The following is a 12,734-nucleotide window of genomic DNA, read 5'->3' on the forward strand; positions in this document are numbered from 1 at the left end:
TCGGCCAGACGGAGGAAACAGGGTGTGCAGGCCATGCTCACCGTTCCCTGCCCTTCCGCGTCACATACTGGCGTCGCCTTCATGACACGGGACCGACATGCATTACGAGCTTTATTACTGGACCGGGATCCAGGGGCGTGGCGAGTTCGTCCGATTGGCGTTGGAGGATGCCGGCGCCGGTTACACCGACATGGCGCGCGAACACGGGGATGAGGTGATGGACGCATTCCTCGCCGGCAAGGCCGAGGGGGGCCGCCCGTTTGCCCCGCCCTTCCTCAAGGCCGGCCGGCAGGTGGTCGCACAGGTGGCCGCCATCCTGGATTTCCTCGGCCCCACGCTGGACCTGGTGCCGCATGCCGCATCGCGACGCACGCAGGCCGTGCAGCTTCAGCTGACCATTGCCGACCTGGTCGCCGAGGTACATGACACCCACCACCCCATCGCGGCGTCGGCGTACTACGAAGACCAGAAAGCCGAAGCGAAGGCGCGGGCAGCTTCGATGCGCGGAGAACGGATGCCCAAGTTCCTCGACTACTTCGAAAACGTGATCAAGGAGAACGGCGGACGGCACCCGCTGCGCGAGCACTCTTACGTCGACCTGTCGCTCTTCCAGCTGCTGAGCGGGCTGGACTACATGTTCCCGCAGCGGATGCGCACGCTGTGGCCTTCGTTGCCGCTGCTTGCAGCGCTGAAGGACCGCGTGGAAAAGCGGCCGGGCATTGCCGCGTACCTGAAATCCGAGCGGCGCGTGGCCTTCAACGCCAATGGCATCTTCCGCCATTACCCGGAGCTGGACGCGCCGGAATGAAACGGTAGAGATGGCCGCTGGCTGTCGGCGCCTGGCGTCGGCGCTTGCCGCTGCGCTCGCCGAGCACGGCTCGGCGCTACCGGTGGCGGAATGAGACGGTTACCGGGGGGCGGAATGAGACGGTTACCTATGCCGGAATGGCACGGTAGTGACGGCCGCTGGCCGTCAGCGACCGGCGGTCGTCATGGGCGGGGGACGGGCTGCTTCTGCAGCGACAGCAGGGCCAGCAGCACGGCCAGCGCAACGTAGGCCCCGGCGAACTGCCAGCTGATGATGCGCGCCAGGCCCTGCAGGTCCCACGGCAGGTAGATGCCACCGCGGGGATCCACCGAATGGATCAGCCCGAACAGGGTCAGCCCTGCAGCCACCAGCAGGAAGCCACAGGCCCGGCGCAGGTGCCCGTCGACCATCGCCGCCACCGTGGCGATCCACAGCATCGAGGTGATGATGAAGCCATTGCCCAGCGCGAAGATCACCGCCAGCTCGGGCAGCCCATGCCCATCCACCTTGGTCAGCATGGCCACCAACTGCTCCGGCGCGATCCAGCCCGGCGCCTTGATCGCCAACAGGTAGGCCGCCGATGGCAGGAAGCCCAGCACCATCGCACCGGCGTGCTGTTTCGGCGTGGCCTGGAAGGCCTGGGTGGTGATGTCGATGCCCACGTAGACGATGATCGGCGCCAGCACCGCCAGCGGCAGCCACTGCACCAGCCCCGATACGATGCCCAGCATGCCGCCGATTCCGATGAACAGCCCCGTCAGCAGTGTGTAACCGCTACGCGCGCCCATGTGCTTGTACGCCGGCTGGCCGATATACGGCGTGGTCTGTGCAACGCCGCCACAGACGCCCGCGACCAGCGTCGCGACGGCTTCCACCAGCAGGATGTCACGCGTGCGGTAGTCATCACCGGCAGCGCGCGCGCTCTCGGACACGTTGATGCCACCGACCACCATCAACAACCCGAACGGCAACAGCAGCGGCAGATAAGTCATCGCCGTCGGCATGCCGTCGAGGAAGCCCAGCGTCGGCAGCGGCAGCACGATCTGCGGCGCTGCCCACACCGGTATCTGGAAGCCGGGCGCACCCAGCCCCGCCATGCCCAGTCCGTAATACAGCACGGTACCGAAGACGAAGGCCAGCAGTACGCCAGGCCCGCGCACCGGCAGCTTGCCCTTGGCGATCAGCACATAAAGCAGCAGGCCCAAAGTGACGAAGCCGACCAAGGGCGAGCGCAGCGTTTCAAGCAGCGGCAACAGGCCCATCAGCACCAGCGCGATGCCCGCGATGGAGCCCAGCAACGCGGCCCGCGGCAATGCGCGGGTCACCGCTTCGCCGAAGAAAGAGAGCACCAGCTTGAGCAGGCCCATGATGACCAGCGAGGCCATGCCCAGTTGCCAGGTGGCAATCGCTGCAGCGTTCGGGTCCATGCCCTGCGCCTTGAAGGCCACGAAGGCCGGCCCCAGCACCAGCAGGGCCATGCCGATGCTGGTCGGCGCGTCGAGCCCGAGCGGCATCGCGGTGACATCGTCGCGCCCGGTGCGCGCTGCCAGCCGCCGCGCCATGACGGTGTACAGCACATTGCCGACCAGCACACCAAAGGCGGTGCCCGGGAACATGCGGGTGAACACCACCTCGGCCGGGAACTGGAACATCCCCACCAACGCCATGGCGATGAAACCGAGGATGGACAGATTGTCGACCACCAGGCCGAAGAAACCATTGAGATCGCCGGCGACGAACCAGCGCCGCGGAGCGGCAGGAGCAGGAACGGACATGTGGGGGCGGTGGGGGGTGTGGGGACCGCCGATGGTAGGCCTCGCGAAGCCCGGATGCCAATGATGGTTCGTGCTGAAACATCCCGACCCGGGCATCACCGCAGCCACGGGCCGCACCGTCCTGCACCCGGGCGCAGAGCCCTCCCCTCTCGGGAGGGCTGCGGCGCTGGCCGCTTCAGCGCTTCAGGAAGTTGTCCGCCAGCAGGTCCTTGACCTCGCCGATACGCCCGGCCAGCACCGCCTTGGCCATGTAGCGCGCGGTGCCCACCACCTGCCCGGCCTCGACCTGCGGCGGCATCACCAGCTCGGTGGGCGTGGTGTGTACATCGAGCAATGCCGGACCGGGGTGTGCCAGCAGGTCCTGCACGGCCAGCGCCAGCTCTTCGCTGCGGGTCACGGTGCGGCCATGGAATCCGATCACCTCGGCGAGCTTGCCGAAATCCGGATTCTTCAACTCGGTGTAGTAGTCCAACAGGCCCTCTACCTTCTGCTCCAGCTCTACGAAGTTGAGCGAGCCGTTGTTGAACACCACGATCTTGATCGGCAGGTTTTCCTGCACCGCGGTCAACAGATCGCCCATCAGCATCGTCAGGCCGCCGTCGCCACACAGCGCGACCACCTGCCGGCCGGGGAAGGCCTTCTGCAGGCCCAGCGCCTGCGGCATGGCGTTGGCCATCGTGCCGTGCAGCAGGCTGGTCAGCGTCCGCCGGCGGCCGTTGACGCGGATATGGCGCAGCAGCCACACCATCGGCGAGCCACAGTCGCCGGTGAACAGCGCATCGTCGGCCGCGTGCTGGTCCAGCAGCGCGGTCAGGTACTGCGGATGGATCAGTCCCCCTTCACCCGGCGCTTCCTCCGCGGCGCGCTTGGCCAGGGCCTTGTCGCGGTGGCTGATGCACTCATCCAGGAAGTCGCTGTCTTCGCGCGGCGGCAGCATCGGCAGCAGCGCCTCCAGCGTAGGCCGGATGTCGCCGACCACACCGAGGTCCACAGGATGGCGCCGGCCCAGATGGCTGCCATCACGGTCGACCTGGATGATGGTGGCCTTGTCCGGGTAGTACTGGCCCCACGCGAAGTCCGCGCCGAGCAGCAGCAACGTGTCGCACTCCATGACCGTGTGGAACCCCGATTCGATGCCGAAGATGCCGGTCATGCCCATGTTGAAGGGATTTTCAGGCTCGACGAAATCCTTGGCCCGCGATGTGTGGGCGATGGGCGCATTGAGCCGCCTCGCCAGCTCCAGCAGCGGCGCATGCGCGCCCTCGCAGCCGGCACCGGCATAGATGCCGATGCGCTTGCCGAGGCCGATCAGCTCGGCGATACGCAGCAGCTCCTCGTCCGACGGACGCAGCACCGGTTGCGCGCGATGCACCGCGAACGGCGGATCGTGCTTGACCGCCTGTTCGCTGATGTCGGACGGCAGGATCACCACCGCCACGCCACGTCGGCTGATCGCCGCCTGGCATGCCAGGGTCACCACGCGGCGCGCCTGCTCGGCGCTGTACACCTGCTCGCAGAACACGCTGCAACTGGCATACACCGCCTTGAAATCGACCTCCTGCGGAAACTCCATGCCCAGTTCGCTGGTAACGATCTGGCTGGCGATAAGGACCATGGGCGCGCGATTGCGATTGTTCTCGAACACGCCGTTGATGAAGTGCAGGCTGCCGGGCCCGCACGACCCGGCGCACGCGGTCAACTCGCCACTGATCAGTGAGTCGGCACCGGCGGCAAACGCGGCCACCTCTTCGTGGCGCACGTGCACCCAGTCGATCTCGCTGCCATGGATTGCCGTGGTGACATGGTTCAAGGTGTCGCCGACAATGCCGTAGCAGCGTCGTACGCCCGCCTGCTGCAGGGTCTCAACAACGATATCGGCGACGCGCTTGCTCATGGCCTTGGCTTCCTGGAGAGGGAACGCCGGAGTCTAAGCCCCCTCCGGTGACACCGCCGTAGGCATGCCGCCGGTTACGGCAAAGCAACGGGCACCCAGCCCAGCACCGGTCCCTTGGATGGATTGCGGTAGCGCACCTGCAGCCAGCCATCGCGCTCGTCCAACAGCTCAACGCGGTCGCCGGCAACCAGATAGCGGCGCGTGCTCGTATCTCCCGGTGCGACATACAGCGGTTGGCGTGATGCGACAACACGCGCCGTCACGCCCTTCAGGGGCACGCCATGCGCGGGCACTGCCAGGCCACCGGCAACGGCGTGCTCCAGCACCCGACCGTCGGCCGCCAAGGTGCTCCAGACCGCCAGCGGGCCAGCGTCTTCGGCGACGTCGACGTCCAACACCGCCTCAAGCGCTGGCGTCTCCAGCATCATCATCCGCTCGACGCGATACAGGTACAGCGCGTCGCCCGCGTAGCGATAAAGGTCGGTGTACCACATGGGCCCGCCACGGCAGGTACTGACCAGCGTCCGGCTGGACACATCCACCGTGAGCGACCACAACCCATCGCAGTTGGCCTGCGTGCCGGACGGCACGCGCAGCGTCTGCAGCCGCCTACTGGCCGCGTCGTAGCGGTAGACCGCCACCGCCTCGTTGACCTGCCCCACGCTCGCCCGCACCACGAGATCCAGGTGACCGTCGAAGTCGACGTCCTCATGGTCCAGCCGCGCCTTGCCATCCGCGTCGGCCACACCCGCCACCTGTTGGATGGCACCCGCGCTGCCGATGCGCACCTCGACACCGCCCTCGTCGCGCACCGTCGCCTCGACGGGCACACCCGGTGCGACGTCGAAGCGGATCGATTCGCGGTCCTGTGCACGGACCTCGTCCACCCCACCGGAGCCGCCCAGCACGGCGATCAGCAGCCCATAGCGCAGCGCGTTCAGAAGGACACTTCCACCGGTTGGCGCGACCACAGCACGGACTGGTGCTTGGTCGCGGTTTTCCACGCCAGGCGGATCGCTTCAATGTCGGCACGGCGCTGCGGGCTGTCTTCGTGCAGCACCACCAACACCTTGGTACGCAGGCGATTGGGTTCCGGGTCACCGCGGAACAGCCACTGACCGTACGCATCGAACACGGTCAAGCCATCGGGGAAGCGCGGCGTCACCTCTTTGTCCAGGAACGCGCGCCACTGCGCGTCACTGATGGTGTTGGCCTGCTCGCGCTCACCTGCACCGCGTTCCTCACCTACGCCGAAGTACAGCTCGCTGCGGACCCACCCGTTGGCGTTGGCCGGACGTGCGGCATCGCCCTGCAGGGCCGCGGTGGCAGACGATGCCGCCGGCGTGCCCGCCGACAAGGTGGTGCACCCGGTGGTCGCCAACGCCAAGGCAATCAGTACGGCAAAACGCTTCATCTTCAACACTCTCCAGAACCCCACGGTAACGCCGAAGTCTCCTCGGCGGACGACACGCAACGGCACAGCCTACACAGCCACACAGGTTGCAACTGCAACCACCCACATGCCGATGCGGCATCAGCTGATGCGATGAAAAAGAGGGACTTGCGTCGCATCTCCCATCACGCCAAGATAATATATCGCTATATCCGGATGGATGTAACTGAAACCATCCTGCCCCTTCCCCATGTCGTGCCCGCAACCGGAGTTTCCATGTCCCACCGCCTGACCGCGTCGCCCTTGGGCTTCGCCATCGCGTTCGCACTGTTCCCCCTGCTGGCCACCGCGCAGGACGCCACCAACCTGGACACGGTGATCGTGACCGGCACCCGCGCATCGGACCGCACCGTGCTGGAGTCCATTTCGCCGGTGGACGTGCTCACGGCAGAAGACATCCGCAAGGCCGGCGTGATCAATGGCGAGCTCGGCAGCGCGCTGCAATCGTTGCTGCCCTCCTTCAACTTTCCGCGCCAGTCCAACTCGGGCGGTGCCGATCACGTGCGCGCTGCGCAGTTGCGTGGCCTGTCGCCGGACCAGGTACTGGTGCTGGTCAACGGCAAGCGCCGCCATCACAGCGCCCTGGTCAGCACCGGCAGCAAGATCGGCCGCGGCACCACACCGGTGGACTTCAACGCCATCCCGGTCAGCGCGATCAAGCGCATCGAAGTGCTGCGCGATGGTGCCGGCGCGCTGTACGGATCGGACGCGGTGGCGGGTGTCATCAACGTGATCCTGGACAATACCCCGGAAGGCGGCGCCATCGAGGCCAGCTTCGGCGCATATCACACCGACCTCAAGCCGATCGGCCGCACCCTGACCGATGGCCAGACCGGCAATTTCAGCGCCAACGTCGGCACTGCACTCAGCGACGACGGCGGCTTCCTGCGCGTCGGCGTGGAGTACAAAAACCGCGAAGCCACCAATCGCGCAGGCTTCGACCAGATCCCGCCGTGGGACCAGACTGATGCCAACCTGGCGCTGCGGGGCCAGCGCAATTACGTCCTGGGCGACGGTGCCAGCAAGGACCTCAACGCCTGGTTGAACACGGAGATCCCGTTTGGCGAAACCAGTACGTTCTATGCCTTTGGCACCTACAACCAGCGCGACAGCGAAGGCGCCAACTACTTCCGCTACCCCGACGGCGAAGCGAACTGGAAGGAGCTCTATCCCAACGGCTACCGCCCGATCTCCGAAGGCGAAAACCGCGACGTGCAGGCGGTGGCCGGTGCCCGTGGGCAGTGGGGCGAATGGACCTATGACGCCAGCGTGGACTTCGGCCAGAACGACTTCACCTATCGCATGCGCAACACGTTGAATGCGTCGCTGGGCCCCACCAGCCCGACCCGCTTCAAGACCGCCGATTACCAGTACGCGCAGACCGTGGCGAACCTGGACCTTGGCCGGGTCTTCCAGCAGGGCGAGGACATCACCCACAGCGTGGGCGTGGGCGCGGAGGCCCGCCATGAGCGCTACGAGACGCGCCCGGGCGATCCGGCCAGTTATGCAGCCGGCCCGTTCACCGACCGTCCCACCGGCTCGCAGGCCGGCGGCGGCTTGACCCCGCAGGACGCGGCCGACCTGGCCCGCGACGTGGCCAGCGTCTACGCCAGCGTCTCCAGCCAGTTCGGCGAGCATCTTTCCAGTGATGTCGCCGCGCGTTACGAACACCACGATGATTTCGGCGGCGAACTGACCGGCAAGCTCGGCCTGCGCTACGAGTTCACCCCCGCCTTCGCTGTGCGCGGTTCGGTATCGAACAATTACCGAGCACCGTCGCTGGCACAGATCGGCTACGAGTCCACCTCTACCGGCTACAACGCCGCAGGCCAACTGGTGCAGGGGCGGCTGCTCTCGGTGAACAATCCGATCGCCCGCGGCCTTGGCGCCACCGACCTGAAGCCGGAGAAGTCGCTCAATACCAGCCTGGGCTTCACCAGCCGCATCGGCGAGAACTTCGATGTGTCGCTGGATCTGTTCCAGATCGACATCGACGACCGCATCGCACTCTCCGAGGCAATCACCGGCGATGCGCTGACGGCATTCGTGCAGCAGCAGTACGGCGTCGCCGGCCTTGAAAGCGCCAGCTTCTTCGTCAACGCCGCCGATACCCGCACCCGGGGTGCCGAACTGGTCGCCAACTGGCGCCATGCGCTCGGGAATGGTCAGCTGCAGCTGACCGGCACCTGGGCATACGCCAAGACAGAACTGAAAAACGTGCTGCCGACCCCGTCGGCGCTGCAGGCGCTGGATCCGGCGTATGTGCTGTTCGGCGTGGAAGAAAGCAATACCCTCACCGATGCCACGCCACGTACACGTGCGCAGTTTTCTGCCTCGTGGAGCAACGATCGCTGGTCGCTGACCAGCCGTGTCAGCCGTCATGGCAGCGCCACGCGGGTGTTCAACTTCGGCGGCGGCTTCGAGCCCACCCAGACGTACCAGGCCGAGTGGCAGCTGGACGCGGAAGCGGAATACCGCATCACCCCGCAGTGGAGCGTGGCGATCGGTGGGCAGAACCTGACCGACAATTATCCCGACCTGTCCAACGAAGACATCTACTACTACGGCAACCTGCCCTACGACGTGTTGTCACCGATCGGCAGCAACGGCGCGTACTTCTATGGGCGGGTGCGCTACACCTTCTGAGGCAGGACGCCGGGGTCGGATCGGCTGCACACAGCGGAGGCGATCCGACCCCACGCGCTACACCGCGATGACCTGGCGCTCACACCGGCGCTGGCATCGTGCCCGGCATGGCAAACGACCTTCCCCTACGTCCGCCGCCACCGTTGCTGGACGACGCCTGCGCGTTGTTCCTCGACGTCGATGGCACCTTGATCGAATTCGCAGACAGCCCCGACGCGGTAACTTTGTTGCCCGAAGTGCGAGAGGCCATCGGTCGCATCAGTGATCGACTCGAGGGCGCCGTCGCCCTGGTCAGCGGCCGTCCGCTGGCGCAGCTCGATGCGCTGTTCGCGCCGCTGCATCTGCCGGCTGCGGGCCTGCATGGGCACCAACTGCGCGATGCGTCCGGCACGGTCCACGACACGACGGAAGACGAAAGCACGACCGAGTGGCTGCATGCACTGCACGAGCAAGCCATGCGCTTTGCCCACGGCCACCCCGGTGTGCTGGTGGAAGACAAGGGCCCGAGCATGGCGCTGCACTGGCGTGCCGCACCTCACGCGGCCGAGCAGGTCCGGTCCTTCGCCGACCGTCATATCCGCGGCAACGCGGGCTATCGGCTGCAACCCGGCGACCACGTCGTCGAGTTCGTCCCGGTCGGCAGCGACAAGGGCCGCGCTGTACGCCGGATGATGCAGTACCTGCCCTTCCGTGGGCGTCTGCCGGTGTTCCTGGGCGACGACCTGACCGACGAGCACGGCTTCGACGCCGCCAACGGCCTGCATGGCTGGAGCGTGCTGGTAGGTGAACGCGACCCCAGCACGGCGGTGTTCCAGCTCAAGGACATACGCAGCGTGCACGCATGGTTGCGTGAGAATGCCTGGTAGGCCGGCCCCCACGGCTGCAGACGAGATGTTCCGCCCATGACCCACCCTGATCTGAACCTCGGCGTTGTCGGCAACGGCAGTTTTGGTGCGTTGATCGACCGCCAGGCCCGCGTTGTCTGGAGCTGCCTCCCCACCTTCGACGGCGACCCCACCTTCTGTGCCCTGCTCAGCCCCAACCAACAGGAAGGCGGTGACTTCACCGTTGAACTGGAGGACCTGGACAGCACCGAGCAGGAGTACATCAGCAACACCGCGATCCTGCGGACGGTGTTGCGCGATACCCATGGCGGCGCGATCGAGATCATCGACTTCGCCCCGCGCTGGCGTCAGAACGACCGCTTCTATCGGCCCGTCAGCCTGATCCGCCAGGTACGCCCGATCTCGGGCAGCCCGCGCATCCGCGTATTGGCGCGGCCCTTGGCAGACTGGGGCCAGCGCGTGCCGGACTCCACCTGGGGCAGCAACCATGTGCGCTGGGTCCTGCCCGACCACGTGCTGCGCCTGACCACCGATGTGCCCATCCGCTTCGTGCGCGAGAGCCTGCCCTTCGTCCTCAACCATCCTGTCCACCTGGTGCTGGGCGTGGACGAATCCCTCAACCGCTCACTCAGCGGCTATGTGCAGGAAGCGTTCCAGCGCACGCGGGACTACTGGCGCGAGTGGGTCCGCTATCTTTCCATCCCGCTGGAGTGGCAGGACGCGGTGATCCGCAGCGCGATCACGCTGAAGTTGTGCCAGTACGAGGACAGCGGCGCGATCATCGCCGCCATGACGACATCCATCCCGGAAGCACCCGGCAGCATCCGCAACTGGGATTACCGCTATTGCTGGCTGCGCGATGCAGCCTTCGTGGTGCGTTCGCTCAACCGCCTGGGTGCTACCCGCACCATGGAGCAGTTCCTCGGCTACATCTTCAATCTCGCCACCGCCGACGGCACCTTGCAGCCGTTGTACGGCATCGGCTTCGAGGCCACGCTGGACGAGCACGAAGTGCCTTCGTTGTCCGGCTACCGTGGCATGGGCCCGGTGCGCCGCGGCAATCTGGCCTGGGTGCAGCGCCAGCATGATGTGTACGGCAGCGTGGTACTTGCCTCGACCCAACTGTTCTTCGACCGTCGCCTGCAGGACCCTGGCGATGAGCATGCGTTCGCGCGGCTGGAGCCGCTGGGCGAACAGGCCTTCCTGCTGCATGACGTGCCCGATGCCGGCCTGTGGGAGTTCCGTGGTCGCACTGAAGTGCATACATACACCGCAGCAATGTGCTGGGCCGCCTGCGATCGCCTGTGCAAGATCGCCGTGCGCTTGAAGCTCGACGACCGCGCGGACTACTGGCGCGGTCGCGCCGATACCATCCACCAGCGCATCATGCGCGAGTCGTGGAGCGAAGAACTCGGCTACTTCACCGATGCCTTCGGTGGCCACCGCCTGGATGCCTCGTTGTTGCTACTCGCCGACATCGGTTTCATCGAAGCCAAAGATGCACGCTTCGTCGCCACCGTCGAAGCCATCGGCCGCGACCTGAAGCATGGCGATGCGCTGTACCGCTACGTCGCGCCGGACGATTTCGGCGAACCGGAGACCAGTTTCACCATCTGCACGTTCTGGTACATCGACGCACTCGCCGCGATCGGTCGCATGGACGAAGCACGCGCGATGTTCGAGGTCCTGTTGTCGCGCCGCAACCATCTGGGCCTGCTGTCCGAGGATCTTTCCTTCGAGACCGGTGAGGCCTGGGGTAACTTCCCGCAGACGTATTCGCACGTGGGTCTGATCACTGCGGCGATGCGCTTGTCGCGTTCCTGGCAGGAGGCCTCGTGAGTCGGCTCGTCGTTGTTTCCAATCGGGTTGCGATCCCCGGCGATACACGGCCCGGCGGCCTGGCGGTCGGCCTGCTCGCCGCGCTGAAGGAGCGCGGCGGTGTGTGGTTCGGCTGGAGTGGCAAGTCGGTCAAGGAAAACAGCGGCGCGCTGCACGAACAGGTGGAGGGTGACATCCGCTACGTCACCATGGACCTCAACAAGCGCGACGTGGATGGCTATTACAACGGCTTCGCGAACCGCACGTTGTGGCCGCTGCTGCACTTCCGCCTGGACCTGGTGGACTACGACCGGGGCACGCGCGAGACCTACCACCGTGTCAACGAGCTGTTCGCCAGCAAACTCGCGCCGCTGCTGCGCGAGGACGACATCGTCTGGATCCACGACTACCACCTGATCCCGCTCGCGGCCATGCTGCGCGAGCGCGGCATCGGCTGCCGGATCGGCTTCTTCCTGCACGTGCCGATGCCGTCGGCCGATCTGCTGCAGGCGATGCCGGACCATCTGCGCCTGTTTTCCTCGCTGTACGCCTGCGACCTGGTGGGCTTCCAGACCCAGCGCGATGCGGATCGGTTCCAGACCTATCTGCGATTGTTCGGCGGGGGGCGCGTGCTCGGCGATGGTCAACTGGAAGCCCCGGATGGTCGGCACTTCCGCGCGGCGGCCTTTCCCATCGGCATCGATACCGAACGTATCGCCCAGCAGGCCAAGGCGGCCGCCAACAAGACCGCGGTCAAGGACCTGCGCAACAGCCTGCGCAACCGTCAGCTGGCGATCGGCGTGGACCGGCTGGACTACTCCAAGGGCCTGCCGGAGCGCTTCCAGGGATTCGAGCGTTATCTGGAACGCCACGCCGACCAGCATGGCAGCCTGACCTATCTGCAGATCGCACCCGTCTCACGCGGCGACGTCACCGAGTACCGCCACCTTCGCAGCCAGCTGGAGCAGATCGCCGGACACATCAACGGGGGCCATGCCGCACCGGACTGGACGCCCCTGCGCTACGTCAACCAGAACTTCACCCATTCCACGCTGACCGGCTTCTACCGCGCGGCGGCCGTGGGACTGGTGACCCCGCTGCGCGATGGCATGAACCTGGTCGCCAAGGAATACGTGGCCTCGCAGGATCCGGAGAACCCGGGGGTGCTGGTGTTGTCCCTCCTGGCCGGTGCGGCTGATGAGATGAAGCAGGCGCTGCTGGTCAATCCGCATGATCTGGACGGCGTGGCCGATGCCATTGCCACCGCTGCCACGATGCCGCTGAAACGCCGCCAGGAGCGCTGGCACGCGATGATGGAGCACCTGCGCACGTATGACATCAATCACTGGCGGCAGAGCTTCCTGCAGGCCCTGGAAGCCTGAACCGGTAGCGCCGAAGGCAGCGGCAGGAGCCGCTGCCAACGTCGCTTGCGACGGCCCGTAGGGTGCCGGTCAGGACGACCGGCATACCCGCGGTCGGCGAGCGCAGCGGGCCG

Annotated in this window: 9 protein-coding genes; 5 read left to right on the plus strand and 4 right to left on the minus strand. The window is 66.2% G+C overall.

From position 1 onward, the window contains the following. Positions 1–97 precede the first annotated feature (97 nt). Positions 98–808, plus strand: coding sequence for a glutathione S-transferase family protein (locus ABRP17_RS04185; protein WP_349984891.1), 711 nt, complete (start codon positions 98–100; stop codon positions 806–808). Between the two features lie 182 nt (positions 809–990). Here ABRP17_RS04185 and ABRP17_RS04190 read toward each other — a convergent pair whose 3' ends face one another. From ABRP17_RS04190 to ABRP17_RS04205, 4 genes are all read right to left on the minus strand, one after another. After that, positions 991–2,583, minus strand: coding sequence for a hypothetical protein (locus tag ABRP17_RS04190; RefSeq protein ID WP_349984892.1), 1,593 nt, complete (start codon positions 2,581–2,583; stop codon positions 991–993). Positions 2,584–2,758: 175 nt separating this feature from the next. Further along, a complete protein-coding gene (locus ABRP17_RS04195; RefSeq protein WP_188324759.1) occupies positions 2,759–4,477 on the minus strand; it encodes a thiamine pyrophosphate-dependent enzyme in 1,719 nt (572 codons plus the stop codon). Between the two features lie 74 nt (positions 4,478–4,551). Next, entirely contained in the window at positions 4,552–5,448 is an 897-nt protein-coding gene (locus tag ABRP17_RS04200) for an SH3 domain-containing protein (protein ID WP_349984893.1), read from the minus strand. Beyond that, entirely contained in the window at positions 5,415–5,891 is a 477-nt protein-coding gene (locus tag ABRP17_RS04205; RefSeq protein WP_192081002.1) for a DUF3574 domain-containing protein, read from the minus strand. The genes ABRP17_RS04200 and ABRP17_RS04205 overlap by 34 nt, the downstream gene beginning before the upstream one ends. A 255-nt stretch (positions 5,892–6,146) precedes the next feature. Here ABRP17_RS04205 and ABRP17_RS04210 point away from each other — a divergent pair, with 255 nt between their 5' ends. The 4 genes from ABRP17_RS04210 (at position 6,147) to otsA (ending at position 12,621) form a co-directional block, all read left to right on the plus strand. After that, positions 6,147–8,576: a TonB-dependent receptor gene (locus tag ABRP17_RS04210; protein ID WP_349984894.1), complete on the plus strand. Its 2,430-nt coding sequence runs from the start codon at positions 6,147–6,149 to the stop codon at positions 8,574–8,576. A 107-nt stretch (positions 8,577–8,683) separates the two neighbouring features. Then, entirely contained in the window at positions 8,684–9,442 is a 759-nt protein-coding gene (gene otsB, locus ABRP17_RS04215) for a trehalose-phosphatase (RefSeq protein WP_349984895.1), read from the plus strand. 36 nt (positions 9,443–9,478) lie between these two features. Next, entirely contained in the window at positions 9,479–11,260 is a 1,782-nt protein-coding gene (locus ABRP17_RS04220; protein WP_349984896.1) for a glycoside hydrolase family 15 protein, read from the plus strand. Then, positions 11,257–12,621, plus strand: a complete 1,365-nt coding sequence (gene otsA, locus ABRP17_RS04225) for an alpha,alpha-trehalose-phosphate synthase (UDP-forming) (protein WP_188324764.1) — start codon at positions 11,257–11,259, stop codon at positions 12,619–12,621. The genes ABRP17_RS04220 and otsA overlap by 4 nt, the downstream gene beginning before the upstream one ends. Positions 12,622–12,734: the final 113 nt, after the last annotated feature.

The sequence above is a fragment of the Stenotrophomonas sp. WHRI 8082 genome (assembly GCF_040223995.2).
GTDB lineage: Bacteria > Pseudomonadota > Gammaproteobacteria > Xanthomonadales > Xanthomonadaceae > Stenotrophomonas.